At 51.9% G+C, this 25985-nt stretch carries 21 protein-coding genes; 9 read left to right on the top strand and 12 right to left on the bottom strand.

The window, feature by feature from the left end; translation table 11 throughout:
* Nucleotides 1-240: 240 nt before the first annotated feature.
* The 6 genes from HUF18_RS13505 to HUF18_RS13480 form a co-directional block, all read right to left on the bottom strand.
* The gene (locus tag HUF18_RS13505; protein ID WP_225692561.1) at nt 241-1848 is read right to left on the bottom strand and encodes a type I restriction-modification system subunit M; all 1608 of its coding nucleotides are present in this window, start codon (nt 1846-1848) and stop codon (nt 241-243) included.
* Entirely contained in the window at nt 1845-2924 is a 1080-nt protein-coding gene (locus tag HUF18_RS13500; RefSeq protein ID WP_225692560.1) for an AAA family ATPase, read from the bottom strand. The genes HUF18_RS13505 and HUF18_RS13500 overlap by 4 nt, the downstream gene beginning before the upstream one ends.
* Nucleotides 2924-4144 carry a restriction endonuclease subunit S gene (locus tag HUF18_RS13495; protein WP_225692559.1) on the bottom strand — a complete coding sequence of 407 codons (1221 nt, stop codon included), beginning with the start codon at nt 4142-4144 and terminating at the stop codon, nt 2924-2926. Before HUF18_RS13495 ends, HUF18_RS13500 begins: the two co-directional genes overlap by 1 nt.
* The gene (locus tag HUF18_RS13490; protein ID WP_225692558.1) at nt 4137-7205 is read right to left on the bottom strand and encodes a type I restriction endonuclease subunit R; all 3069 of its coding nucleotides are present in this window, start codon (nt 7203-7205) and stop codon (nt 4137-4139) included. Before HUF18_RS13490 ends, HUF18_RS13495 begins: the two co-directional genes overlap by 8 nt.
* 63 nt (nt 7206-7268) lie before the next feature.
* Complete coding sequence (locus tag HUF18_RS13485) at nt 7269-8189, bottom strand: restriction endonuclease (protein WP_225692557.1); 921 nt, start codon at nt 8187-8189, stop codon at nt 7269-7271.
* A gap of 571 nt (nt 8190-8760) precedes the next feature.
* Nucleotides 8761-9264: an SDR family NAD(P)-dependent oxidoreductase gene (locus HUF18_RS13480; protein ID WP_225692556.1), complete on the bottom strand. Its 504-nt coding sequence runs from the start codon at nt 9262-9264 to the stop codon at nt 8761-8763.
* A 112-nt stretch (nt 9265-9376) separates the two neighbouring features.
* Here HUF18_RS13480 and HUF18_RS13475 point away from each other — a divergent pair, with 112 nt between their 5' ends.
* Both HUF18_RS13475 and HUF18_RS13470 read left to right on the top strand, forming a co-directional pair.
* A complete protein-coding gene (locus HUF18_RS13475; RefSeq protein ID WP_145468287.1) occupies nt 9377-9658 on the top strand; it encodes an antibiotic biosynthesis monooxygenase family protein in 282 nt (93 codons plus the stop codon).
* Between the two features lie 518 nt (nt 9659-10176).
* Nucleotides 10177-10644, top strand: a complete 468-nt coding sequence (locus tag HUF18_RS13470) for an REP-associated tyrosine transposase (protein ID WP_225692555.1) — start codon at nt 10177-10179, stop codon at nt 10642-10644.
* Between the two features lie 336 nt (nt 10645-10980).
* Here HUF18_RS13470 and HUF18_RS13465 read toward each other — a convergent pair whose 3' ends face one another.
* The 6 genes from HUF18_RS13465 to HUF18_RS13440 all read right to left on the bottom strand — a co-directional run bounded on the left by HUF18_RS13465 (nt 10981) and on the right by HUF18_RS13440 (nt 17756).
* A complete protein-coding gene (locus HUF18_RS13465; protein WP_225692554.1) occupies nt 10981-12363 on the bottom strand; it encodes an NADPH cytochrome P450 oxidoreductase family protein in 1383 nt (460 codons plus the stop codon).
* A 2-nt stretch (nt 12364-12365) separates the two neighbouring features.
* Nucleotides 12366-13193 carry a DUF4198 domain-containing protein gene (locus HUF18_RS13460; RefSeq protein ID WP_225692553.1) on the bottom strand — a complete coding sequence of 276 codons (828 nt, stop codon included), beginning with the start codon at nt 13191-13193 and terminating at the stop codon, nt 12366-12368.
* A gap of 13 nt (nt 13194-13206) precedes the next feature.
* Nucleotides 13207-13746, bottom strand: a complete 540-nt coding sequence (locus HUF18_RS13455) for a DUF2271 domain-containing protein (RefSeq protein ID WP_225692552.1) — start codon at nt 13744-13746, stop codon at nt 13207-13209.
* A gap of 10 nt (nt 13747-13756) precedes the next feature.
* On the bottom strand, nt 13757-14380 hold the full coding sequence (locus tag HUF18_RS13450; RefSeq protein ID WP_225692551.1) for a PepSY-associated TM helix domain-containing protein: 624 nt from the start codon (nt 14378-14380) through the stop codon (nt 13757-13759).
* Between the two features lie 225 nt (nt 14381-14605).
* The gene (locus HUF18_RS13445) at nt 14606-16969 is read right to left on the bottom strand and encodes a TonB-dependent receptor domain-containing protein (protein ID WP_225692550.1); all 2364 of its coding nucleotides are present in this window, start codon (nt 16967-16969) and stop codon (nt 14606-14608) included.
* Between the two features lie 151 nt (nt 16970-17120).
* Nucleotides 17121-17756 (bottom strand): alpha/beta fold hydrolase, encoded by a 636-nt coding sequence (locus tag HUF18_RS13440; RefSeq protein WP_225692549.1) that lies wholly within the window; start codon nt 17754-17756, stop codon nt 17121-17123.
* Between the two features lie 371 nt (nt 17757-18127).
* On the opposite strand from HUF18_RS13440, the gene ccoN reads away from it, so the two are divergent.
* The 7 genes from ccoN to HUF18_RS13405 all read left to right on the top strand — a co-directional run bounded on the left by ccoN (nt 18128) and on the right by HUF18_RS13405 (nt 25985).
* Nucleotides 18128-19561 carry a cytochrome-c oxidase, cbb3-type subunit I gene (ccoN, locus tag HUF18_RS13435; protein ID WP_145468273.1) on the top strand — a complete coding sequence of 478 codons (1434 nt, stop codon included), beginning with the start codon at nt 18128-18130 and terminating at the stop codon, nt 19559-19561.
* Nucleotides 19562-19577: 16 nt separating this feature from the next.
* The gene (gene ccoO / locus HUF18_RS13430) at nt 19578-20183 is read left to right on the top strand and encodes a cytochrome-c oxidase, cbb3-type subunit II (RefSeq protein WP_222428554.1); all 606 of its coding nucleotides are present in this window, start codon (nt 19578-19580) and stop codon (nt 20181-20183) included.
* A 5-nt stretch (nt 20184-20188) separates the two neighbouring features.
* On the top strand, nt 20189-20365 hold the full coding sequence (locus HUF18_RS13425) for a cbb3-type cytochrome oxidase subunit 3 (RefSeq protein WP_145468270.1): 177 nt from the start codon (nt 20189-20191) through the stop codon (nt 20363-20365).
* A 2-nt stretch (nt 20366-20367) separates the two neighbouring features.
* Nucleotides 20368-21291 (top strand): cytochrome-c oxidase, cbb3-type subunit III, encoded by a 924-nt coding sequence (gene ccoP / locus HUF18_RS13420; protein ID WP_145468268.1) that lies wholly within the window; start codon nt 20368-20370, stop codon nt 21289-21291.
* 209 nt (nt 21292-21500) lie between these two features.
* Nucleotides 21501-22907 carry a cytochrome c oxidase accessory protein CcoG gene (ccoG, locus tag HUF18_RS13415; protein WP_145468266.1) on the top strand — a complete coding sequence of 469 codons (1407 nt, stop codon included), beginning with the start codon at nt 21501-21503 and terminating at the stop codon, nt 22905-22907.
* Nucleotides 22908-23043: 136 nt separating this feature from the next.
* Nucleotides 23044-23544, top strand: a complete 501-nt coding sequence (locus HUF18_RS13410; RefSeq protein ID WP_225692548.1) for a FixH family protein — start codon at nt 23044-23046, stop codon at nt 23542-23544.
* Nucleotides 23541-25985 carry a heavy metal translocating P-type ATPase gene (locus HUF18_RS13405; RefSeq protein WP_225692547.1) on the top strand — a complete coding sequence of 815 codons (2445 nt, stop codon included), beginning with the start codon at nt 23541-23543 and terminating at the stop codon, nt 25983-25985. The genes HUF18_RS13410 and HUF18_RS13405 overlap by 4 nt, the downstream gene beginning before the upstream one ends.

Raw genomic sequence — 25985 nt, 5'->3', positions numbered from 1 at the left:
GTGTTTCAGGGCTGGGCCGCCCTACCCAAGGTAGTTTAACTTTACTGGAGCATGATTATGCAATTGACCATCAAACTAAACCTGACGATCAACGTATACCCAACAGTTAAACGCTATACAGCATACTGGCAGTCTAAAGTACAGACATGGGCATCGTGGCTATTCAAAATAGCATTGATCATCTTTTAACGGTTTGGCGGGCCCTAATGGGCCCGTTTTTTATTTCGATAAAACTCCCTTTCAGGGCAAAAGTGGTAATCCCAACTCCTTCAAAAACTCATTATGCTTATTAGTTGCAGCCTGAATTTTTGTCTCTATTGAAACGAGATCTGCATGGACATCTTTCAGGTCTATAGTTTTCTCCGCAACCGCAGTGCTGACATAGCGCGAAATATTCAGGTTGTAATCGTTCTTTTCGATCTCTTCCATCGGCACGCGACGGGCATATCGTTCTTCTTCTTTGCGGAACTGATAGCAATCAATGATTTTGGCGATGTGTTCATCTTCCAAATAGTTCTGGCGTTTGCCTTTCTCGAAATATTCTGCGGCGTTAATAAACAAGACATCATCAGACTTCTTGCAACGCTTGAGCACCAGAATACAAACGGGTATGCCTGTCGAAAAGAACAGATTAGCAGGTAGGCCAATGACGGTATCGATATGACCATCCTTTAACAGCTTGGTACGAATACGTTCTTCTGCACCTCCACGGAACAACACACCGTGCGGCAGAATAATCGCCATAACCCCATCATCACTTAGGAAATGGAATCCGTGCAGAAGGAAGGCAAAGTCAGCCGCTGATTTTGGCGCAAGGCCGTAGTTCTTGAAGCGGAAATCCTCACCTAATGCATCGGTCGGTTCCCAGCGCAAACTGAAAGGCGGATTGGCGACGACGGCGTCGAACTGCATCTTTTTAGCAGGGTTCATCTCGTTGAGAATGTCCCAGTCATTCTCTAAGGTATCACCGTGGTGAATTTCAAATTCAGTATCCTTTACGCCATGCAACAGCATGTTCATGCGGGCAAGGTTGTAAGTGGTGATATTCTTTTCTTGCCCGTAGATCTTGCCAATGCCATGAGGGCCAAGCTGCTTGCGCACATTTAACAGCAACGAGCCTGAGCCACAGGCAAAATCCAGTACCTGCTTGATTTTCTTCTTTTTACCCGTTGCCGGTTCCTGGCTATCAAGTGTGACGATCTCAGACAAAATCTGTGAAATTGGCTGAGGGGTGTAGAACTCACCCGCCTTTTTGCCCGAACCTGCAGCGAACTGGCCGATCAAGTATTCATAAGCATCACCCAAAATATCCGTATCGGTACTGAATTGAGATATACCTTCGGCGATCTTTTGAATAATGGTGCAGAGCTTGGCATTGCGATCAGCAGGCTTTTTGCCGAGTTTTTCAGAGTGCAGGTTAATTTCCGAGAACAAACCCTGAAACGTGCTGTTAAAGGACTTTTCTTCAATATACTTAAAGCCCTTCCACAAGGTATCCAGCAGATCGGCATGTTGAGTACGCGCCATTTCGGCCACACTACTCCATAGAAACGCTGGCTCAATCACATAATGGGTTTTAAGCCGCATCTGCTTTTCAAAATCGGCAATATCGGCTGGATTGTTCTGATACCAGATTGCTAGAGGTGCGCGACGGTCATCTTTCTCTGGCTCCGGGTAATCACGCCCCAATTCCTTTTTTGCTGCCTGCTCGTAGTTATCGGACAGATAACGCAAGAATAGAAAAGACAGCATGTAGTCGCGGAAGTCGTCGGCATTCATCGCGCCGCGTAATTGATCAGCGATATCCCAGAGGGTTTTACCAAGCTGATTGAGTTGTTCTTTGGTCATGCTTTACCTGCAAAATACTGGAAATGGTATTTTTCAACCAATTTATTAAAAACGTCCATAAAAAGGGTTTGATCCGCTTCGCTCATCATTTCGGTTTGATCGTAGTAAACGCTTTTATGTGACTGGGTATTGACGACATTCATTACTTCTTCAGTATTCTGAATGCCGATTTCGCTGAGGGTGTAACCAGGTCTACCAGACCCCAAAAATGATGCGATATTTTCAAGTAGCTGCCTTAGTAACGCAAAATGATAAGTATAAAGCTGGCTTTTGCTTGCCTCATCCAACACCTGTAAAAGGTGGAGGTGATATAAGAATACGTTTTTATTCGGTGTTACCAAGTGAAGCCCATCGTTAGCTCTCTTCAAAATTCGTATAGCGGTTAAATTCTTATAGCGGGCGCTTTTCTCACCCTTAGTGAGCCTATTCGCCAACATCGAGAATAATCCGATGTGATGAGTAGTAATGATTATTCGCTTCTTATCGTAGTGTTGCTCAACCTGCCGAAACAATGTATCAGCTGTAATAAAGATATTATGATCATCCAGGCTAGATACAGGGTCGTCTATGAATATGTGGGCATTCTGAGCATTCGCCCACCCATCAACTTCAAGTAGCGCAAGAAAAAAGCACCAAACAAATATTCTTTCTTCACCCCTTGATATTTTTATAGCCTTATCTTCTTCGCCTTGGTTATAGAAAGTTACAGACTCTAAGCCTTTTTCGAGATCATCATAAGGATTAAGTCGAAAGCTAAACCTTGGGTTGTACGGAGCCATCTCATTGGAAACGGCTTGCTCATCATCGTATAGAAAACTATGGAAACGGTTCAGACTACTCGGCAGAATTTTTAATCTGATATTTTCACCATCATTTTCCTCATCATTATCCCAAACAAATAAATCCTCACTGTAGGCATTGTAATAAACACCTGCATGCTCATCGTTATTTTCAGCTTTAGTAAGATTCTTATAAGCCACAGATAGTTGAGTTTTCCCCGTACCATTAAAGGCGTATATAAGAACTATATTCTCATCAATTTCTTTTAGCTCTTGAGCTATGGCGTCGAAACTCATCAATTCACCTCATCCATGACAGGAAATAACTTTTGAATGAGCCCTTTCTTGTGCTTCACTAAATTTTCAACCGTAGAGGCTTGATGAGAGATCAACTCATCAAGAGAGGTTAGAAAATCAGCTATTACGGCTCGCTCTTCAAGAGAAGGTAATGGTATCGGAATAATATCTAGCTTTGCTCTATTAAGTTTAGGTTGAGCCATGCCTGTCAGATAATCTTCAAGACTGACTGAATTAAGATAGTTTTCAACAAGCGTTTGAGTTGATTTATGCTCGAATCGAATCACATGTGCGTGATTATTAACCCATGTCTTTCCAGCAATTGAGAACGCTATCGGATAAGTACGCGCACGCAGGTTTGCGCCATCCTCTGAAATACAAAGTAGCTCCTCGTCAAATATATAATCATTAACGTAATCAATTACTCCTGACGCACCATAATATGGAAAATTTCCTTTTACGCGGTCTTTCTCTGTGATGGGAACTCTTTTGGAATCAAGGTTCTGCCCCGCCGATCCTAGTGGATAAGTTTTCCAAGCACCTTTTGCATTAAACTCAGGAAAGCGCAGCTTGGGTACGGCTTCACCTTCGGTGGGAAAGAGTTTTTGCATCAAACCTTTTTTATGGTCTTTGAGGGCGTCGAGCTTTTGGGTGTGAAGCGTTATCAATTCATCGATTGAGGTAAGGCAATCGGCGATTTTTTGTTGCTCCATATCACCAGGGTTAGGAACAGGCATGGCCATGAATTCACTGCTGGTAATACTCATACGATCATGGCGTGCACCACTATTCGAGATTGTTTGTAAGTAGCCATGCCATCTAGACGACTTGAAAAACTGCTCGAAGAAATCATTTTTCTTGCTATTAAACCTAAAGACGGTGTAAAGGGGAGACATCACCCCTTTGCCAAGTTTGTTCTTCGAGATCGGCCCTACCGGTGCGGTGGATGAAATCCTCGGGTTATAGACGTAATCGCCTTCATCAACTATGTAGTAACTTTCAAGGTTTCCTTTAACCGCAATGTCCTTCTCGAAATAATCTCGCTGGTCAACAACTCCACCAACCGCAGAGTTAGTAAGCACACGGGAAACTTTCTCTCCCTTGTTCTTACTTGTTGACCTTTTGGCTACGGCATTCAACTGCACGCATGGCCAGTTAGGCTCCTTCTCAAACTCAGGAAACCGCAACTCTGGCAACAAACCTTTCTTTTGCTTACTCATACGCATCTAGTCCTGAAATCTCACGCCCTTCGGCTTGCTTTTGCAGGTAAGGCACCAAATCTTCCATTAAAGCTAGCTCCGCCACTCGACGCGCTTTCCAACCGAGCTCCAAGGGTGCAAGCAGATCTGTCAGCTGCTCGCCATCAAAAATCATGCGATCCAAAATACCGTCCACAAACGCTTGCAGCGCTTGGATATGCAGTCCATGTTTCTCAGCTATTTGTGTCAATGCCTGGGCAGCTTTCTGCGCTTTAAAAGCCTGGTAGCCTTCACGAATATCAAATTCATTTAAAACTTCACCAACCTTAAGGTTTTGAATATAGGCAATAATATCTTCGCGCTCTGACTCTAAGTTAGAATGTGAACTGATTAACTCGATCAATTGCTGGCGCGTCATTTTCTGTTTTTCAGATTTTTGGGTGGATTTTGCAATCAGCCCCATGATGTAGTCGTAATCGATAATACTGGAGGCGAACAGCACCAGATCAAACTCCAGTTGCTCTACGGCCTCTTCATAGTAGTCACTTTTACCCTGCTTGCACTTCAGATCCATAGCTACATCTAGATATATGGCTTTAAAACCGCGCAGAGTGTCCGTAGGCATTTTCTGCTCAATAATGGCTTTGCTTTCATCTTCAAGATCAGTGTACTGCTCTAACTGGGTTTTTAGCTTCTGCACTTCTTTAAAGTGGTTTATAAACTCCGCTTTGGCGGTATCACCCTTGAGGTTGTGCACCTGAGATGGCTCGCAAGTTAAACCTTTTGACTTCATAAAATCTTGCAAAGCCTCTACTTTTTCCTCGAAGCTTTTAATTACTACATGTGCAGGATCCACTAACCAAATTTCCCGAGCTTTATCTCTTTCGCCGCTAGAAAACAATTCAATAGCTGCGTTGACTTCGTTTTCCTGATAGCGGAAATCCAGAATGTTGCCCCAAGGTTTGGTGTCATTCAGAACACGATTGGTGCGAGAGAACGCCTGAATAAGGCCATGATGCTTTAGGTTTTTATCCACATACAGGGTATTGAGGTATTTGGAGTCAAAACCGGTTAGCAGCATGTCCACGACAATAGAAATGTCGATTTTGTTCTTACGCGGGTAGTCCGCATTGCTGTATTTTTGGTCTTTAATGCGCTGCTGCACATCCTGATAGTAGAGATCGAATTCGTTAATGGTGTGATTAGTGCCGTATTGCGCGTTGTAGTCGGCAATAATTGCCATCAGGGCTGCCTTTTTCTTTTCGGGCTCTACCTGGTTGTCGGCACGTTCTTGGGGCAGATCGTCCTGAAGTTGCTTGATATCCGCTGCATTCTTGTTGCCGTTTACACTGCCAGTGCCGTTACCATCGTTTTCTTTGGCGATCTGGGCCGGAGGCGAGAATACACAGGCGATATTTAATGGCTCGAAGCTTTTACCTGCATTCTCGTCTTCCGCCTGCTTTTGAGCTTGTAGCGTTTTAAAGAGCTCAAAGTACTCAATGGCGTTATTGATAGATGCTGTCGCTAACACGGCATTGAAGCGGCGCTGATTGGTGGCACTGTCGTGTTTATCGAGAATGGCCTTTACTACCGCTTCAGGAGGTGGCAGTTCTTTTTTCTTAGGTTTGGTTTGACCACCTTTGCCATCGTCTTTCCCATAATAGTCAATATGAAAACTCAACACATTTTTGTCTTCAATGGCGTGGGTGATGGTATAGGCGTGTAGTTCTTTTTCAAAAATATCCTTAGTGGTTTTAAATGAAGCTAGATTGCCATCGACTTGCTGATAGCTTGAATTTTCATCAAAGATGGGTGTGCCGGTAAAACCAAATAGTTGAGCTTTTGGGAAAAATTCTTTAATCGCCTTATGGTTTTCACCAAACTGTGAGCGGTGGCATTCGTCAAAGATGAATACCACGCGTTTATCGCGCAGCGGCTCCAAGCGCTCTTTGAAGGTTTGCTTGCCGTTTTTCAGCTGCGCTTTGTTGCGTTTGCTATTTTCATCCAGCGCCAAACCGAGCTTTTGAATGGTGGTGACAATCACCTTATCGGCATAGTCTTCCGATAGCATGCGGCGTACCAGCGCTTCGGTATTGGTGTTTTTCTCAACACAGCCTTCCTGAAACTTGTTGAATTCTTCGCGCGTCTGGCGGTCGAGGTCTTTACGATCGACCACGAACAGGCACTTTTCAATCTCAGGGTTATCTTTCAGTAGCGTGGAAGCCTTGAATGACGTGAGTGTTTTACCCGAGCCAGTGGTATGCCAAATATAGCCATTGCCACGGTTCTGGTGAATGGCATCCACAATCGCCTTTACGGCATAGATTTGGTATGGGCGCATAATGAGCATTTTCTGCTCGCTTTGTACCAGCACCATATAGCGGCTGATCAGCTGGCCCAAGGTGCACTTGGCCAGGAAGTCATCAGCAAAGTCGTGCAAATGAGCAATCTTCTTATTGCTCTTATCAGCGTGCTGATAAATGGGCAGGAAGCGCTCATCGGCATTAAAGCTGAAGTGCTCTTTGCGGTTATTGGCGAAATAGCGCGTATCGTTACCATTACTGACGATAAACAATTGCATGAAGCACAGTAGAGTATTGGTATAGCCGTTACCAGTATCGTTTTTATACTCAACGATCTGTTCCATCGCCCTGCGTGGGCTGATTTGGAGCGACTTAAGCTCAATCTGCACCAGTGGCAAACCGTTAATCAGCAGGATGACGTCGTACCTATGGTGGCTGTTATCCGTGTTGATACGCAGCTGGTTAATCACTTCAAAGTCGTTCTTGCACCACTCACGGATGTTAACGAGGGTATATTCCAACGGCGTACCGTCTTCACGAGTGAATTTACCCTTTTCACGTAGCGCCTGAGCTGCCTGGAAGACATCTGCTGTGATGATCTCATCACGGAGGCGGTTGAACTCTGCGTCGGAGAGGTTGACTCGGTTTAAAGCTTCGAACTTCTTACGGAAGTTCTGTTCCAGGCCAGCCTTGTCGCGAATGTCATCGCGGTAGGTATATTTGAGTTCTTGTAGCCTGGCGATTAAACCTTGCTCAATTTGTTGTTCTTTCGTTGCCATTGGCTCTCCAGAGCACAATTGCTCTGCTATATAAAAGTGTTGACCAGGATTGTACGTTAACCATCAGTCTTCACTGAAGTAATCCGAGTCTATCGCCTTTACCTGATACGTTTCTTTTACGCTGACGCCCAGGTTGTGTTTGATCATCAGTTCGGCCAGTTGTTTTCCGTCAATCAATACCACCTTTTTCTCGATCAGTGATACGTATTCCAGTGCATCGCGGCTGAAGCGACTGGTGGTGATAAACACGCCTTTGCGCGCGCGGTTCATTTCCAGCGCGCCAACAAAAGCCTGTATATCCGGGCGGCCTACCGCAGCATCGGTGTAGCGTTTGGCCTGCAGGTAGATGGTTTCCAGCCCCAGCGGATCTTCGTTGATAATGCCGTCGATACCACCGTCGCCAGTATACTGGGTTGCACTGCCGGAGTCCTCACTCCAGCCGCCATAGCCCATGGCCTGCATCATCTGCACGACCAGCACTTCAAAGAATTGCGGCGTTTGTTTTTTGACCAGTTCGATCAGGTCTTCAGCCAGCGCGCTGTTGAGGGTTTGCCAGGCGGATTTGATCTGTTCATCCGGCGTAGTGTCATCTTCATGCGTTGTTTTGGCTGCATCCGCTGATGCATCGGTTGCGTCTTTTACCGGGCGGATAAATTCCAGAAACTCCGGAAACTGCTTCAGATAGGCATTATTAATATGCTGACCAGACTGCAGCGCCTGCAGTCCCCGCTCGGTTATCTGCACAGACCCAGGCTTGGGAATGCTGAGTAAACCGGCTTTATGCAGATACGTTCTGGCCCAGCCCAGGCGGTTAGAGACCACGGTGCGATTGCCGGAACTGGCGATGGTTTCTGCCCGTTGTTCTTCCGATATCTGTAATGCATTGCAGAGCGGGGTTTTTAACTCAGCCAATGAGTGCACCCGGCCATCGGCAATCTGGGAGACTAATGGCTGCATAAAGGCTTGGTAGTTCGGGATCGGCATTCCGTGTCCTTACAGGCGTTACTGCTTTTGGGCTGTGATTATACTGAGTGTTTCGTCAATGCCTATCCCTGCTTTGGGGCGGGTTAGTACGGCAGCACACTACCATCCCAGTTCAGCAGGTGGCCGTGCTGTTCTGGTTGTAAATTGAGCAATACGTCGCTGATGCGCCGCGCGGTTTGTTGCGGGGTGTAGAGTTTGCCGGCGGCGATATTCTGCTGAAACGGTGCCGAAAGGCTGGTGTTGGTGGTGCCGGGGTGTACGGCGGCAACCAGGCAGTACGGCGCTTTGCGCTGCCATTCAATACCAGGGCACCTCTGAATAATTCAGTGCCCGCTTCGGCTTACTGAAAACGTTCAGATCAAGGCGCCACGTTGAAGGCATAGCGGGTTACGTCAAAACGTGGCAACACCGAGCTGGATTTTTTCAGCAAGCCCCGAAGGGCGTGGGCTGCAGAGCGTTTTGACGGTGTTGTCGATTTTATAAAGGACTCGCCATTCACTGCAATCGACGCCTTGTCAAAAGCACTCTGCAGCACTCACGCGAAGCTGTGCAGAATTATTCAGAGGTGCCCTTAGTTTTTTATAAACATATTGAGCGCGGCTTTGCTCATGCGGTAGCTGTACCAGCCGCCCAGCTGGTTGTCGCTGATGCTGCCGACCATGGCCGATAACGATAACCAGCGCAGCTGGCTGTCGCGTTTAATAAAGGGAGCCAGTGCCTGAGCGGTGTGAATATGGCTTATCACGTTGCTTTGCAGGCTGTGCTGCAGCCAGTCGGCACTGAGATCACGCAGGGATTTTTCCGGGCCGTTTTGCGGATTATGGAGTATGCCGTTGCAGACGATCACAGCATCGGGCGTGCCTTCACGGCGGATAAAGGCCTGCAGCTCGGCCACGCTGTGCGGTTCGCGGGTATCAGTCTGGCAGTGGGCGCTGGCGGCGGAGTCTGGCCCGCGGCCACTGCTGATTACGCGCACGGTCTGTCCTTGCTTCTGGCCCTGATTCTGGCTCTGCCAGTGCTCAATTAAGGCTTTGGCAATTTCGCTGCCACTACCGGCAATCCACAATGTGCGCATGTTATGTCCTTTTTTATTTCTTTTTGCGGTTTAAAGCGGGCTGCCGCATTGCATTCAACCGGCAGCGACTCTACCTTATTGGAAACAGACACACAGAGTAAGGAACATCCGCATGATTAAGGTGATTATCGAGCGCAATATTGCCGAAGGTATGGAATCTACCTATGAGCAGATTATGAAAACCATGCTGCGCACGATGGTTGAAGCACCGGGCTATACCTCCGGTGTTAACTATATCGATATGAAAAACAGTGCCCACCGGGTGATTATCACTACCTGGCAGAGCGAACAGGCGTGGGATATGTGGAAACATACCGAGCAGCGCGCGGCCTTGCTGGCGGCAATTAAACCGATTCTGGTGGATGAAGAGAAAATTACCCTGCTGACGGTGTGATGAACGATCTGTTTTTGTTCTGACATGCCCGGCCTGACAGCCAGCAGTGACACAGAGAGCAACCAGCAATGCCCGCCCTGTTTTCAGGGCGGGCATTGTTGTTTTAGGCATTGTTGTTTTAAAAGCCGCACTCTGCGAAAGCGAGAATTTTTTGGGGAATGAAGTGAGTGAGATGACGCGGCGAATAACCTTTGTGGAATAACACCTGTGGGAACGACTTTCAGTCGTGATGTTAGTTATCACGGCAAAAATGCCGTTCCCGCTGCAGTAATTTCGCGGGCATGGCCCGCTCCTGCGGGATATTTACACCATTGCGGATCATGGGCGTGGCCGCTCCTGTGGGATATTTACACCATTGCGGATCATGGGCGTGGCCGCTCCTGCGGGGTATATCGGTATATGCGTAGATTATTCTTTGGTTAATCGGAGCATATTCGTAGGAGCGGGCCATGCCCGCGAATTACGCCGGAGGTTATGTTATAGGTAGGTTGTTTAAGCTCAGCCACAAGGAGTGTGGTATGCCGCAATTCCATCCATTCACAGGCCATAAACAACTGCGTATCGGACGTTTTTCCGAGACAGGTCGTGTGTATCTGATCACCACCAGTACGTTTGGTCGGGAACGTATTTTTTCTGAATGGCGTCATGCAAGAGCTGCTATTCAGGCATTTCTGCAGCCATCATTGTTGAAAAAATCCCGGGTAATGACCTGGGTATTAATGCCGGATCATGTTCATTGGTTACTACAGCCAGGTGATGATGCCGAGCTGTCCCGACTGGTAGGAGCGATGAAATCATCTTCAGCACGGGCAGTAAGGCAAGCCGGTTGTAAGCGGCGTGTCTGGGCACCGGCATTTCATGACCATGCTGTGCGCTGTGAAGACGATATTCTGCCACTGGCTCGATACGTTGTGGCAAATCCTCTGCGTGCAGGATTGGTACGCAGAGTTGGGGAGTATCCATTCTGGGATGCAATCTGGATGTGAATCACAGGCCGGGATTTTATTGCGGATTTTGCCCGAATCGCGGCATATGCATGATCGCGGGCATGGCCCGCTCCTACGGGAATGGCGACATTTTCAGATATGTGCGGCGTTTCATTTCGCGGGCATGGCCCGCTCCTACGCGAATGGCGACATTTTCAGATATGCGCGGCGTTTCATTTCGCGGGCGGTTTGCGATCGCGGCAAAATGCCGCTCCCACTCCAATAATTCCGATGCCTGGGGAATGACATCTGTGGGAACGAATTTCAGTCGTGATGTTGGATGTTGGTCATCGCGGCAAAATGCCGTTCCCACAAACAATAGGGTTTTAACTATGTTCAATAGACGTCTTTACGGTAACGCCCCTGCTGTTGCAGGCGCTCGGTTGCACGTTTGCCGAGCCATTGCTGCAGCAACTGGTCGATATCGCTGGCCATGCCATCACGACTGCCGCAGATATAAATCGCTGCGCCTTGTTTCAGCCATTGCCGCAGGCGTTTTTGTTCACGCTGCAGCGCATGTTGCACATAGCCGCGGTGGCTTCGTCCGCACAGCGCGGGCAGTTCTGCAGCGCCGGAGGCGCGCGAGTAACAGCGGTCGAGTTCGGTGAGTACGCCGCTCTGATACCAGTGGTCGAGTTCCTGCTGCCAGATGCGGTCATGTTCCGGGCTGCGTTCACCAAACAGCAACCAGCAAGGCGCTTGTAAGTTTTGCAGGCTGCGCTGTTTGAGGTGGGCACGCAGTCCGGCCAGGCCGGTGCCATTGCCGATCAGTATCAGTGGTGCAGCCGTTGGCGGCGCATGAAAAGCAGGGTTACTGCGCAGGCTGAACAGGCTTGTGCTGCCGGGCTGCCATTGCTGGCACAGCCAACCGGAGCCCAGTCCGGGTTCGCCGTTATCGTGGTGCTGTTCACGCACCAGCAGGCGCAGATGATTCTCTTCTGGCAGGCTGGCAATGCTGTAGTCGCGGTAACGGCCGGCCAGCCATAAACGGGCGATATCTCCGGCCTGCCAGATGCTGTGTTGCGGCTTACTCAGATGCAGTTCATACAAAGCAGCTCCCGGACTGCCGGGGTTTAACCATAGCCGCTGCTCCAGCGTCAGTGCTTCTGTTGCAGCGTGACTGTCTGCTACAGCGCCCGTCAGGGTAAATCCCTGCTCTGCCAGTTGCTGCTGCCATTGCTCAAGAGACCGGCGCTCAAGACGGTTAACGCACAGTGGCGCAAACATCGGCTGCGCACCGGCCTGTTGCAGCTGTTTGTGCAGTTGCAGACCAAAGGCGCAGAACTGTGGGTAGTCGTCGTCGCCCAGAGCCAGCACGGCGTAGCGTACATCCTGCACAACATGCTGGCCCTGCCGCTGACTGTGCTGCAGACGGCGGATAAAATGCTGGCCGTTGGCCGGCGCTTCACCATCGCCACAGGTGCTGGCAATGATCAGTAAGCGACGGCTGACAGCCAGTTGCTGCCGGCTCAGCTGGTTAAGAGGCAGCAGGCTAACTGCCTCACCACCCTGCTCTAACTGCTGCGCTAAATCCCCGGCCAGTGCGGCAGCCGTGCCGCCTTCGCTGGCGTAGGCAACCAGGGTTACAGGCAAATCAGGATGAGCAGCGCGGCGGCTATGCCAACGCTGCCGCAGGGAAGCGCGAAAACACCAGAGGGCGAGCAGGCACCAGCCAAGTATCAGCAGGCTGGCCTGCCCCCAGGGTTGCAGAGAGATCATGATCAGTCCGGCAGCACCTCAAGCACGGCCACATAGCTGCCGCTGCGTTCGGTGGCGGGTTTTTGCGCTTTATTGTCTTTGTATTCGGCTTCCAGAAAGTAACGTCCGGCGCCGTTCCAGCGCACGGTGATTTCACCTTTGCTGTTGGTTTTCAGGGTGATGGCTTCCTGCGCATTGCGGTAGCGGGTGCCTTCGCGGATCAGGGTAACGTCGGCACCCTGCGCGGCTTCACCGTCGATCAGAAAACGGAAGCTGGCTTCTTCACCGGCAAACAGATCGTTTGGATGCGTGACGGCCACCAGCTCCAGTCCCTGCCCGCTGGCTGCCAGTGCGTTGCGGGATGGCGCACCCAGGGTGACAAAGGTTTCCATACGGCGGGACGCCTGCGATACCACTAATTTTTCGGCGTTTTCCGGGACAGCTTTGGCAAAACCTTCGGCGCTGTATTGTTCACCACGGCCCGGATACATGCGGCGCTGCCCGTCTTCTTCCCACAGGGCGCGCAGACCGGATGAGGCGATAAACAGGCGGTAGGTGCCTTCCTGCTTTAATGCCAGATCAAACACGCTGCGGTATTTGCCGGTGTGCAGGTTTTCAACCTGACCGGCGCTGCCGTCGGGGTTGAGCACCTGTACGTCAGCGAAGCGGCCGGGGTTGTAGTTGGCCAGGAAGATGTCGTTGGAAACCGCGGCATCAAAGCTGACCCAGCGGTTTTCGCCGGAAAGTACGGTTTCCTGCGGTACGATCCAGGCGCGGTGTGCCTGTACGGCCACACTGCCCAGCACCAACGCGGCGACTAAGAATGGTTTAAATGGGGTTTTATTCAACATGTTGGTGTCCTGTTCAGGGTTTAATGCTTACAGCCACAGCACCCAGCTCGGTGCTGCCGCTGGCGGTGAAAGTAGCGGTTTGGGTTAGCGGCCAGCTGAACGGAATATCGACCACTTCGCGCCCGCCCACTTCACGCGCAGCTTCTACCCGCAGGGTGTAATCACCTCCGGCCAGTTCATGCAGAGGCGCGCTGCCGAAGTGGAATTGCAGATGATGCTGACCCGGCCCTTTGGTCGCGCCGGTAACACCATCCACCGGCATCTGCAGTGTGCGGCCGCTGCGACGCCACCACTGGCGCATATCTTTCAGCCATTTTTCGCCTTCGTTGTTGCGCATTTCTGCGTCGTACCAAACGGCCAGATTGGTAACGGCTCTGGTGCTGTTGTTTTCAATCCAGATGGCAACATAGGGCTTGTGATATTCAGCGACGTTCAGTTGCGGTATTTCGACCGCGAGGCTCAGCTCGGCGGCGCTTGCCGATTGCACACTCACGCATTGTGTTGCGGCCAGCAGCAACGCCGGCAGCAGCGAACGCGGTATCGGGTTCTTCATATTCATTCCTTTAATGCACGCTCAAAATAATGATCAGCAGCGGGATAACCACGCCCAGTGCCACCAACGGCCAGGTGGATGGGCGCTGGCGGGCGTAACGCACCAGCAGCCATAAACCGCTGAGTGAAAAAACCAGACACAGCAGCGAAAAAATATTGATAAACCATGACCACAGAGGGCCGGTATTGCGGCCTTTATGCAGGTCGTTCAGGTACGAAATCCAGCCGCGTTCAGTGCGCTCGTAAAGCAGCACTCCGCTGTCGGTTTCAATGCTCAGCCAGGCATCACCGCCGGGTCTGGGCATGCCCAGATACACTTCATTGCCCTGCCATTCGGCGTCCGCCGCAGGCACGCTGATGCTGTGTTCCTGCAGCAGCCACTGGCGCAGCGCCAGCGGTAACGGCCCGGCGCTGCGCCCGGACAGGGTTTTCAGCAAGGTGGCAGACAGCTCGGTTTCCAGCGTTACCGTCACCGGTTCCGCCTTGATGTCCGCCGCGTGGTTTAACGTGATGCCGGTAAAGGCAAACAGAATCATGCCCACCAGACAGAGGGCGGAGCTGATCCAGTGCCACTGGCGCAGGCTGCCAAAAACGATGCCCGATACAGGCAGGCGGGCAGATAAAGATCGGATCATCCGGGATACATCACAGGCAGGGCTCAGACGGCGTTAGATGGGCAGCATTCTAGCAGGAAAGCCGCAAATACGAACAATTAGCATTAGCGAATTTACATTTCTATTCACTTATAACTCAATAAGATTTCTTACCTCCCGCAGCAGCAGCCAGCTAAACAAACAACGACACAAGCATACGGCCCCGAATGGGGCCGTATGCTTACGCAGGCGGTGGCAGCAACAGCATCAGAAGCGGTAGTTCACGCCCAGCCACAGGTTGCGGCGTTTGTCTTTGTTGTTGTAATCATCGATGTAGGTGATTTCACCGTCGTCATCGTAATCACCGTCGGCGGCATCACCCTCAACCCCATCCTGAAAACGGGTCTGATAAGTGGTGAAGTCTTCGTCCAGCAGGTTGTTGATACGACCGTTAACGCTCAGGTTGGTGCTGATTTCATACGACGCACCGAGGTGCAGTACGTTGTAGTTTTTGAAGTACAGCGCGTTGCCGTCTTCATCCACATCGCGGAAACGTGACGAGCGGGTTTCGCTGGTCAGATAAACGTTGGCTTTGTCGCTGATGTCCCAGCCCAGCGTCAGGTTCGACATGTGCTTGGCACTGTTGGTCAGCGGCTGGCCTTGTTCATTACCGGACAGCTGTTTGCTGTCGGTGTAGGTGTAGTTGGCACGCAATGACAGCGCTTCACTCATTTGCCAGCGGGCCGCTACTTCAGCGCCGCGCACCAGCGCTTCGTCGATATTGATTTTCTGGCTGTAGGTGGTGTAGTTCAGCGTTTCGTACTCACCCAGATTCACACACGGCTTGGCGCCGTTGGTGCTGGCACAGGTTGGTACCCGGTCGCCGCTGGCGATCTTATCTTTGAACTTGTTATGGAAGGCGGTGATATTGAAGTTATGGCCACCTTCGGTCGCTTCCCAGTAGAGCGCCAGCTCGCTGTTGACGCTTTTCTCCGGCTCCAGATCCGGGTTACCGGCAAACGGACTGGTGCCCTGCCCGCCAAAACCGGTGATGCCGTTAAACAAGTCAGTGGTTTTCGGGGTTTTATAACCAGTCGATACGCCACCTTTGACGGTCCAGCTCAGATCGAGGTTGTATACACCGTACAGGCGCGGGCTGACATTGCTGCCGAAGACATCGTGGTTGTCATAACGCACACCAGTGGTCAGGGTGAAATCATTCAGCATCGACCAGTTGTCTTCAGCAAACAGCGAGTACATGGTGAAGTCGGAGGTTTCGCTGCCGGCATCGCCCCCTTCCAGACCAAACACACCGTCTTTCAGTTCTGCGACAATCACCTGACCACCCACCACTACCTGGTGATGACCATAGAAATCGTTGACCGGCATATCCACCTTGGCATCCAGGGTGTACTGGCTGCTTTCCATGGTGCGTTTCGGACGTGGCAGGAAAGTCTCCGCCGCGATGGCTTTGCGCTCATCGACGCTCAGGCCGGTATAAGCGCCGGTGCCGTCGTAGATCTGTTGCAGCAGTTCACGCTCAGCCACCGAGAAAGGTACCGTGCGCCCTTCATTAGAGGTGGCGATATGCTGCAGCGACACCCAGCTGCTGCCGAATGACCATTCGCCTTCATGGGCAATGGCCCACTGATCACGGGTAAATTCCTGATCTTTGGCGTAACCGACCCGTGGCTGCACCTGACCACCGCGCGCACGCCAGATGGTATCAATGCTGTCGACCGTGCCCAGCGGGAAGGTGCCATCCGCCAGAGGCTTGTTGTCGTAGGTCTGTTTTGACTGATCAATATCCAGCGTCAGGGTCTGATTGGCGGCCGGTTTCCAGTTCACGCCAAAGCCCAGATTGGTGTTGGTATTATCGGTGGTTTTGCCGCCGGAACCAAAGCCCAGAGTACGCTTACGGCTGACGCCGGCAGGATCGGTGACATCCTCATATTCAGGTTCGGAGGCGTCACGCTGGTACAGACTGCCGCGCAGCTCAATACCCAGTACATCTTTGATCGCCGGACCCATCAGACTGAAATCGGCAGTGGTGTCATTACCGTATTCGTCCTGCTCCTGAAATGAGCGCCCGATCGTGACAGAACCCGCCCACTCGTCAGTGACTTTTTTGGTGATGATGTTAATCACGCCACCCAGCGCATCGGCACCGTAGAGGGTTGAAGCCGGGCCACGGATAACTTCGATACGTTCAATCGCATCCAGTGGCGGAACATGGTTGAACTGATTACCGCCGAAATTATTCGGGTAAATATCGCCGTGGTTGTTCTGGCGGCGACCATCGATCAGCAGCAGGGTGTAATCCGCTCCCATACCACGGATACTGACGGAACCCTGGCCGGTTTTATCGCGGGTTTCACCAATATCCACACCTTCCAGTTCGCGCACAGCATCCAGCAGAGTCATATAAGGACGGGAGCGCAGATCTTCCTGAGTAATCACAGAAATACTGGCCGGTGCTTCAACGACCTTCTGCTCAAAACCAGCGGCTGATACCACCATTTTGCTGAGGTCTACCGGATTTTTTTCTGCCTGTTCCGCTTGCGCAGAAAAACTGGCCAAGGCAATCGCGGCTGGCAAAACGGCCTGGCGCCAGAGAGTCGGTCTGATCATTGTGCTATCCCCTGTTAAAACATGCTGGTCATAAATCAGGCTTTTCTGACAAGCCCATCAAAAACGCCGGCATGCTAACAAGAACAAAACACATTTACGAATAGTTTTTATTTAGATAAGAAATTAAATCTCATTTGTATTGTCTGGCCGGTTATTGCACCCGGGAACGAACAAAGGCCGCCACCGCTGCCGCAGCGTGCTGCATATGCTGCTCATGGCTATAGCCGGATTTTTTACGCGGTTTTAAGTCATGGTCGCCGTCTTCCAGCCACAACAACTGCAGTGCAGCATCAAGGGCATAGCCGTCCACTTCTTCTTTATCGCCCAATGCGTCACGCGTGCCCTGCACAATCAGCAGAGGTTGCTGCAACTGTTGCAGATGATCTGTGCGCAGCGACTCAGGTTTACCCGGCGGATGAAACGGATACCCCAGACAGGCGCAACCGCGGATATCGGTGCCGGCATTTTTCTCTGCTTCCTGCATTAATAAAGAAGCAACCCGCCCGCCCATGGATTTTCCGCCAATGATACAAGGACGATCCAACTGGCGGATTAATGCGCGGTAATCGTCCAGCAGTGCCGGCATACGCTGTGGCGGGCGGCGTTTACCGTCGATGGCACGCTGTTCCATATAAGGAAAATCAAAACGCACGACATATATTTCCTGCGCGGCAATCAATTCTGCCATCCGTTGCATAAATTCGCTGTCACTGCCGGCACCGGCGCCATGGGCGAAAATAAATAACGGATCACGCGAATTACCATTTTCTGTGTATTTTTTGTTCATTTAAATTCCGTTCAGACATGGCCTTCAGGGAAAATTGTCGCATGACTTGCAATTGTATTTCCCGTCCCCAGTGCTTCTTGCGCTATATCAAGATTCACGGTTGCCACTTCCTTATGATTTGCTCAACCGTTATCAGGATAACTTACAGCTATTCTGTAGCGGCAGAGAGTGTGGGCTGTTTGCTGGAGCAAACCATCAGAACGATGGTGAGAGACGTTCTCAGTTAGCTGTTCATAAGCTCCATAAAAGCAGGATAACCTGCTGTAAAATCTGGTGTTTTTCCGGTGTTTGATTGCAAATAACAGCATCAAACACCATAATTGCGCCGATTTTTTTAACCCTCAATCCTCGCTGTTAAATGGAATCTGATCATGAGCACAGCATTTGACCATCCCGAGTACAACTACAAGGTGGTAAGACAATTTGCCATCATGACCGTAGTTTGGGGCATTGTTGGCATGGCGGTCGGTGTACTTATCGCTGCCCAGCTGGCTTGGCCTGCACTGAACTTTGATACGCCTTGGCTGTCTTTCGGTCGTTTACGTCCGCTGCACACCAATGCGGTTATTTTTGCTTTCGGTGGTTCTGCACTGTTTGCAACTTCTTACTACATTGTGCAGCGCACCTGCCGTACGCGTCTGTTCTCAGACACCCTGGCAAGCTTCACCTTCTGGGGCTGGAATGCCGTGATCGTTGCAGCGGCTATTACTCTGCCAATGGGTCTGACCTCTACCAAGGAATACGCTGAGCTGGAATGGCCAATCGATATTCTGGTAACTCTGGTATGGGTTTCTTATGTTGTGAACTTCCTCGGCACGCTGGCTATCCGTAAAGAAAGCCACATCTATGTTGCCAACTGGTTCTTCGCAGCCTTCATGATCATGATTGCGATCTTGTACGTGGGTAACAACCTGGCCGTACCGGTATCCCTGACCAAATCTTACTCCATCTGGGCCGGTACTATTGATGCCATGATCCAGTGGTGGTGGGGCCATAACGCGGTAGGTTTCTTCCTGACTGCAGGCTTCCTGGGGATTATGTACTACTTCGTGCCTAAGCAGGCTGGCCGTCCGGTTTACTCTTACCGTCTGTCCATCGTGCACTTCTGGGCCCTGATCTCTATCTACGTATGGGCCGGTGCTCACCACCTGCACTACTCTGCTCTGCCTGACTGGGCTCAGACTTCCGGTATGGTTATGTCTCTGATCCTGCTGGCACCAAGCTGGGGCGGTATGATCAACGGTATGATGACGCTGTCTGGTGCATGGCACAAACTGCGTAACGACCCTATCCTGCGCTTCCTGGTTGTATCTCTGTCTTTCTACGGTATGTCTACCTTCGAAGGCCCGATGATGTCGATCAAGACCGTAAACGCGCTGTCTCACAACACTGACTGGACCATTGGTCACGTTCACTCCGGTGCTCTGGGCTGGGTTGCCATGGTATCTATCGGTGCTCTGTACCACCTGATCCCAATCATGTTCGGCCGCAAAGCCGGTGACATGCACTCCATCAAACTGATCAACGTTCACTTCTGGCTGTCCACCATTGGTACCGTACTGTACATCGCTGCGATGTGGGTAAACGGCATCATGCAGGGTCTGATGTGGCGTGCAGTTAACGCTGACGGCACCCTGACCTACAGCTTCGTTGAATCCGTAGAAGCCTCTCATGGCGGCTATGTGGTTCGTGTACTGGGTGGCGCACTGTTCCTGACCGGTATGCTGATCATGGCTTACAACGTGTTCATGACTGTTCGCGCGGCCAAGAAAGAAGCTGGCAACGCAGTCGCAGCACAGGCTTAAGGAGTACTGAAACATGATTAAGCACGACAATATTGAGAAAAGCCTGCCGTTGATGGTGGTGATGATTGTCATCGCACTGAGCTGGGGCGGCATGGCGGAAATTGTTCCACTGTTCTGGCACAACGACACCAACAAGCCGGTTGAAGGCCTGGAACCTTACACTGCTCTGCAGCTGGAAGGTCGTGACATCTACATCCGTGAAGGTTGCCACGTATGTCACACCCAGATGGTTCGTCCGTTCCGTGCAGAAACCGAGCGTTACGGCCCATACTCCACTGCTGGTGAATCGGTATACGAGCACCCGTTCCTGTGGGGTTCCAAGCGTACCGGTCCTGACCTGGCACGTGTTGGTGGCCGTTACTCTGATGAGTGGCACCGTGCACACATGTACAACCCACGTGACGTTGTACCTGAGTCCATCATGCCGTCTTATCCATGGTTGTTTGAAGATAAGGTCGATGGCCGCCTGACTCCGAAGAAAATGGAAGCTCTGCGTATGGTCGGCGTACCGTACACCGATGCTGACATCGAAGGTGCCAAAGAGGCCGTTGATGGCAAACGTGAAATCGAAGCTCTGGTTGCTTATCTGCAGCACCTGGGCACTGTAGTCACTAAACGGTAAATCCCATGGATATTAACGACGTGCGCGGTTTGGGCAGCGTTTTCGCCCTGATAGCTTTTCTCGGCATACTCTGGTGGGCCTATGGCTCCAGCCGTAAAAAGCGTTTTGATAACGATGCTCAGATTCCATTTCTCGAAAACGAAGAAATGCCAGCGCACGACGATAAAGATCGGAGTAAATAAATATGTTAAGCACTTTCTGGCAAGTGTGGGTCGCGGTCATCGTACTGGGATCCATGATTGGTTGCGGCGTACTGATCATGTACACCAGCCGCGGCCAGCGTAAAGATGAAACTGACCAGACTACTGGTCATGACTACGACGGTATTCAGGAACTGGACAACCCGCTGCCACGCTGGTGGGTATTTATGTTCTGGGCAACCATCGTGTTTGGTTTTGGCTACCTGGGCGTGTACGGCCTGGGCAACGTTAACGGCCTGCTGACTGTTGAAGTCGACGGCGAACAGGTTGCCTGGTCTTCTACCAACCAGTGGAAAGCTGAAGTACAGAAGTTCGATGCTGACATCGCACCACTGTACTCCAAATACACCGCTACTCCGGTTGAGGAACTGGCCAAAGACGCAGACGCTCTGCAAACCGGCCAGCGCCTGTTCAAGAGCAACTGTGCTGTGTGCCACGGCTCTACAGCTAAAGGTGCTCAGGGCTTCCCTAACCTGACCGATAACGATTGGTTGTACGGTGGCGCTCCTGAGAACATCAAGCACACTCTGACTTACGGTCGTCAGGGCGCGATGCCTGCATGGGGCGCAGTACTGGGTGAAGAAGGTACCGCTGACATGGTGAACTACGTTCGCAGCCTGTCTGGCCTGAAGCACGATGCAGAAGCCGCTGAAAAAGCAGCGCCTAAATATCAGCAACTGTGTATGGCTTGTCACGGTGCAGATGGTAAAGGCAGCCAGCTGGTTGGCGCACCAAACCTGACTGACGATATCTGGTTATATGGCGGTTCTTCCAAGCAGATTGAGTTCACTCTGAAGCATGGTCGTAACGGTAAAATGCCAGCGCATCTGGAAATTCTTGGCAACAACGCTGAAGCCAAGATCCACCTGCTGACCACTTACGTTTACTCGCTGTCTCATCAGCAGTAAGCGCAGCAAGACCCCGGTCAGGCAAAACCAACCGGGGTTGAGCTAAGGCAATAAAAACAGAAAAAAGCGGCTTAAAGCCGCTTTTTTCGTTATAGCGACAGGCAACAAGCTATATAATTGCCGCGTTATATAGAGCGCTGTGGGGCCCTGCTCCGTCTCTGGTTTCGCAAAGCGCCGTCATGCACATCCAACCAAGGTGATTTGCCGTTATGAGTAATATTCCGGTCAAAGATGTCACACCAAAAACCCAAAGCATGTATGAAAAACGTAAGAAAATTTACGTTCGTGAAATTGAGGGTTTTTTCCAGAAATTACGTACATGGTCGCTGTGGGCGTTAATGCTCGGCTATTTCGGCAGTGCCTGGCTTAACTGGGAAGGCCGACAGGCCATTCTGTTCGATCTGCCGGCGCGCCAGTTTCATATTTTTGGTATTACCTTCTGGCCGCAGGATTTTATGCTGCTGTCGTGGCTGTTAATTATCTGCGCTTTTGGCCTGTTCACCATTACTAACCTTGCCGGTCGTATCTGGTGTGGTTACACCTGCCCGCAGTCGGCCTGGTCATTTATTTTTATGTGGATTGAAGAGCGTACCGAAGGTACCCGCAACGCCCGCATGAAACTCGATAAAGAACCGATGAGCGCGAGCAAATTCCGCAAAAAAGCCCTGAAGCATACTTTGTGGATGATTATCGCCATCTGGACCGGCATAACCTTCGTGGGTTACTTCACCCCGATCCGCGAACTGGTACCGGATTTCTTCACCCTGAACATCGGTGGTTGGGGTTTATTCTGGATTGCGTTTTTTACCGCGGCCACCTACATCAATGCCGGCTGGATGCGTGAGCAGGTCTGTATTTATATGTGCCCTTATGCGCGTTTCCAGTCGGTTATGTACGATCCGGATACCCTGGCCGTTTCCTACGATGTTAACCGTGGAGAACCACGAGGCAAACGCAGCAAAAAAGCCAAGGAAGAAAGCGACACAACCCAGCTTGGTGACTGTGTTGACTGCTCCCTGTGCGTGCAGGTATGTCCGACCGGTATCGATATCCGTGATGGTCTGCAATACCAGTGTATCGGCTGCGCTCTGTGCATCGATGCCTGTGACTCCATTATGGAAAAACTGGATAAGCCGAAGGGTCTGATCCGTTACACCACCGAAAATGAGCTGGAAGGTAAAAAGACTCACTTCTTCCGTCCGCGTCTGGTCGGTTATGCCGCACTGCTGCTGATTATGATGGGCGCATTCATGTACGCCATCGGCACCCGCACACCGTTCAAGCTGGATATTGAACGTGACCGCAGCGCGCTCTATCAGATGACCGCCAACGACACCGTAACCAATGCGTATACGCTGAAGCTGATCAACATGTCGCAAAGCCCAAAAACCTACACTCTGAGCCTGGATGGTCTGGAAGGTATGAAGATGGATGCGCCAACCACTCAGTTTCTGCGTGTGAACGAGCTGAAAGAAGTGCTTCTGACCATCGAAATTGATCCGGAAGAAGTGCATATGCCAGCCAGTAAAGTGGATATTGAATTCGTCATCACCGATGCCGATACCGGTGAAGAAGTGGCGCGTGAAGAAAGCCGCTTTATTGCCCCACGCAATTAATCTGAGGAAAAGATTCGCCTCCGCGAAACCATGACCCGTGTCAGCGAATCTGACAAATCCAAACTGGAGACTGACCGCCCAAGTGGTTAAACTTGGGCGGTTTTTTTTATCCCGCCCGATGCCGATTGAGAAGTCTATGAACACCGAATCCAAAGAACACGCTCCCTGGTACAAAGAACCCATGGTGTGGCTGGTTGCGGGCCTTCCGCTATTGGCTATCTGCTGGGGTTTTGTGATGCTGACACTGGCCCTTGAATCCAAGGATTCCCTGGTCAGCGACAGCTACTACAAAGACGGCGTCAGCTACACCGAAAACGTCGAAGCCGATGCCCATGCTGCCCGCCTGCAGATCAAGGCCGATCTGACGTTCAGCGAAAACGAAATCCACCTGGCCCTGAACGGCTATCTGGATGAAGAACCTGCAACCCTGCAACTGCAACTGATTCACCCTACCCTGCAGGAACGTGACCTGACCGTGCTGCTGCAACGCCTGGGCGATGGCCACTATGCCGGTGTCAATGAACTGGTATTGCCGGAACGCCGCCATATCTGGCTGCTCAGCCACGGACAGCAGTGGCGTATCCGTGGTACCGAACTGATTGAAGCTGACAAGGTTATTAACTTACACGCCAAATGAATGCCCATTCAGCCCAAGAGCGCTGTTTTCACTGTGGTGAAGCCACCACCGAAGGTGAGCGCTGGTCAACCCTGATTGATGGCCAACGGCAGCCGATGTGCTGCCCGGGCTGCAAAGCCATTGCCGAAACCATCGTCGCCAGTGGCCTGAAAGACTATTACCGCCACCGCACCGAACTGCCGGAACTGTCGCCGGCTGAACTGGAAGACAGCGATCTTTCGGCGCGCGAATCCCTCACCCTGTATGACAGCGAAGCCCTGCAGCGGCGCTTTGTCGCCCATCTGAGCGGCAACCAGCAAGGCGAAGCGGAAGCGACGTTTATTATCGACGGCATCAGCTGTGCCGCCTGTGCCTGGCTGATTGAGCACCGTATCAGCCAGTTGCCGGGCGTAAAAAACGCTGTCCTTAACCTGTCCAACCACCGCCTGGTGGTACGCTGGCAGTACGACCAGATTGCCGTATCCAGTATTGCCGAGGCGATTTACCGTCTGGGCTACAAAGCCTCGCCGTTTTCTGCCACTGAACAGGAAGAGCAGCGCCATCGTGAGGGTAAACTGGCGATCCGCCGTCTCGCGGTTGCCGGTATCGGCACCATGCAGGTGATGATGCTCGCGGTGCCTCTGTATGTGGGCATGGCTGAGCAATACGAATTTTTTATGCGCCTGGCCTCAATGGTCATGACCCTGCCGGTGGTGCTGTTCAGCGCCCGGCCGTTCTTTACTGCTGCCCTGCGTGATCTGCGCACCCGCCATCTGACCATGGATGTGCCCGTATCGCTGGCCATTGTGCTGGCATTCTGTTCGAGCATCTGGAGCACCATGAATCAGGGCGTCGAGGTGTATTTTGACTCGGTCTGTATGTTCACTTTCTTCCTGCTGCTTGGCCGTTTTCTCGAAATGCGCGCCCGTCACCGGATGGGGAAAGCCGGTAATAATCTGCTGACGCTGCTGCCCAATATTGCGTTAAAGGTTGGTGACGACGGTGTTGAGCAGGTTATTGCCAGTGAAGACATCCGTATTGGTGACGTGCTGCGTCTGAAACCCGGCCATGCCATTCCCGCTGACGGAGTGGTGATCGAAGGCCGCAGCTCGGTTGATGAAGCCGCACTGACCGGCGAATACCTGCCGATCAGCAAGAAAGCCGGTGATCGCCTGATCGGCGGTACGTTTAACGTTGAAAGCCCGCTGCTGATGAAGGTCACCGCGACCGGCGCCGAAGCGCAATTATCGACCATCATGCGTCTGATGGACCGCGCCCAGCAGGAAAAACCGCGCGCTGCGCTGCTGGCCGACAAAATTGCCAGCCACTTTGTTGCGGCGGTGCTGATCATCTCCAGCTCGGTCTTCACCTTCTGGTGGCTGCAAGGCGATGAACACGCCTTTTTCATCGCCCTCAGCGTGCTGGTTGTAACCTGCCCCTGCGCCCTGTCACTGGCTACGCCAACGGCTCTGACAGCCGCCACGGCCGCACTGCGCGAACGCGGATTGTTAATCAGCAAAGGCCATGTGCTGGAAGTTCTGCCACAGATTAACCGTGTGGTGTTCGATAAAACCGGCACCCTGACCCAGGGCAAACTAACCCTGGAGCAGGTCGAACCTCTGGCGGATCTGGATGAAGCTCAGCTGCTGGCCCTGATCGCCGGCCTTGAGAAACACTCAACCCATCCGATTGCCCGTGCCTTCCGCACCATAAAAGCGGCTGCCGTAGAGAACACCGAACAAACCGCCGGCCAGGGCATCAGCGGCCAGTGGAACGGGCACACTCTGCGCTTTGGCCGCGCCGATTATGCCTGGCCAGCTGCCCCCCTGACGGAGCCCGACAACAAGGCCGCTGGCCAGTGGCTGTTGCTCGCCAGTGATCAGCAACCGCTGGCCTGGGTGCGCCTGAATGACAGCCTGCGCCGCAACGCTGCGTCAATTGTCAGCGGACTTCAACAACGCGGTATCGCCGTGTCTCTGCTGACCGGCGACCCCGGCGCATCCGGTCAGGTGGTGGCGGATGCACTGGGCATTACCGACCTGCAGACCGGCGTCTCACCGGAACAGAAACTGGCCGCAGTGCGCGCCTGGCAGCAGGCCGGTGAGCGGGTCATGATGGTCGGCGACGGCATTAACGATGTGCCGGTACTGGCCGGTGCTGATATTGCTCTGGCCGTTAACGAAGCCACCGATCTGGCTAAGACCAACGCCGATGCCATGCTTACCAACGGTCGTCTGGAAACCTTACTGACCGCTCTGGATGGAGCCACCAAGACACGCCGTATTATTGCTCAGAACATCGGCTGGGCTTTGCTGTACAATCTCATCGCATTACCGGTGGCAGCGGCAGGTTTTGTTCCGCCCTGGGCCGCTGCGATTGGCATGTCATTCAGTTCGTTACTGGTGGTCACCAACGCCCTGCGCCTGAATCGCCTGCCGGCTCCTGACTCCTCTGAGGTTTGA

It is taken from the genome of Thalassolituus sp. ST750PaO-4 (assembly GCF_020320405.1).
GTDB classification, from domain to species: domain Bacteria; phylum Pseudomonadota; class Gammaproteobacteria; order Pseudomonadales; family Oceanobacteraceae; genus Venatoribacter; species Venatoribacter alkanivorans.
The sequence above is the reverse complement of the archived record's forward strand: the minus strand, read 5'-3'. Positions and strand labels throughout refer to the sequence as shown.

Excerpts from the sequence above, each read along its gene's own strand:
- HUF18_RS13505 (WP_225692561.1), bottom strand. The coding sequence starts at position 1,848 with ATGACCAAAGAACAACTCAATCAGCTTGGTAAAACCCTCTGGGATATC.
- HUF18_RS13500 (WP_225692560.1), bottom strand. The coding sequence starts at position 2,924 with ATGAGTTTCGACGCCATAGCTCAAGAGCTAAAAGAAATTGATGAGAAT.
- HUF18_RS13495 (WP_225692559.1), bottom strand. The coding sequence starts at position 4,144 with ATGAGTAAGCAAAAGAAAGGTTTGTTGCCAGAGTTGCGGTTTCCTGAG.
- HUF18_RS13490 (WP_225692558.1), bottom strand. The coding sequence starts at position 7,205 with ATGGCAACGAAAGAACAACAAATTGAGCAAGGTTTAATCGCCAGGCTA.
- HUF18_RS13485 (WP_225692557.1), bottom strand. The coding sequence starts at position 8,189 with ATGCCGATCCCGAACTACCAAGCCTTTATGCAGCCATTAGTCTCCCAG.
- HUF18_RS13480 (WP_225692556.1), bottom strand. The coding sequence starts at position 9,264 with ATGCGCACATTGTGGATTGCCGGTAGTGGCAGCGAAATTGCCAAAGCC.
- HUF18_RS13475 (WP_145468287.1), top strand. The coding sequence starts at position 9,377 with ATGATTAAGGTGATTATCGAGCGCAATATTGCCGAAGGTATGGAATCT.
- HUF18_RS13470 (WP_225692555.1), top strand. The coding sequence starts at position 10,177 with ATGCCGCAATTCCATCCATTCACAGGCCATAAACAACTGCGTATCGGA.
- HUF18_RS13465 (WP_225692554.1), bottom strand. The coding sequence starts at position 12,363 with ATGATCTCTCTGCAACCCTGGGGGCAGGCCAGCCTGCTGATACTTGGC.
- HUF18_RS13460 (WP_225692553.1), bottom strand. The coding sequence starts at position 13,193 with ATGTTGAATAAAACCCCATTTAAACCATTCTTAGTCGCCGCGTTGGTG.
- HUF18_RS13455 (WP_225692552.1), bottom strand. The coding sequence starts at position 13,746 with ATGAAGAACCCGATACCGCGTTCGCTGCTGCCGGCGTTGCTGCTGGCC.
- HUF18_RS13450 (WP_225692551.1), bottom strand. The coding sequence starts at position 14,380 with ATGATCCGATCTTTATCTGCCCGCCTGCCTGTATCGGGCATCGTTTTT.
- HUF18_RS13445 (WP_225692550.1), bottom strand. The coding sequence starts at position 16,969 with ATGATCAGACCGACTCTCTGGCGCCAGGCCGTTTTGCCAGCCGCGATT.
- HUF18_RS13440 (WP_225692549.1), bottom strand. The coding sequence starts at position 17,756 with ATGAACAAAAAATACACAGAAAATGGTAATTCGCGTGATCCGTTATTT.
- ccoN (WP_145468273.1), top strand. The coding sequence starts at position 18,128 with ATGAGCACAGCATTTGACCATCCCGAGTACAACTACAAGGTGGTAAGA.
- HUF18_RS13425 (WP_145468270.1), top strand. The coding sequence starts at position 20,189 with ATGGATATTAACGACGTGCGCGGTTTGGGCAGCGTTTTCGCCCTGATA.
- ccoP (WP_145468268.1), top strand. The coding sequence starts at position 20,368 with ATGTTAAGCACTTTCTGGCAAGTGTGGGTCGCGGTCATCGTACTGGGA.
- ccoG (WP_145468266.1), top strand. The coding sequence starts at position 21,501 with ATGAGTAATATTCCGGTCAAAGATGTCACACCAAAAACCCAAAGCATG.
- HUF18_RS13410 (WP_225692548.1), top strand. The coding sequence starts at position 23,044 with ATGAACACCGAATCCAAAGAACACGCTCCCTGGTACAAAGAACCCATG.
- HUF18_RS13405 (WP_225692547.1), top strand. The coding sequence starts at position 23,541 with ATGAATGCCCATTCAGCCCAAGAGCGCTGTTTTCACTGTGGTGAAGCC.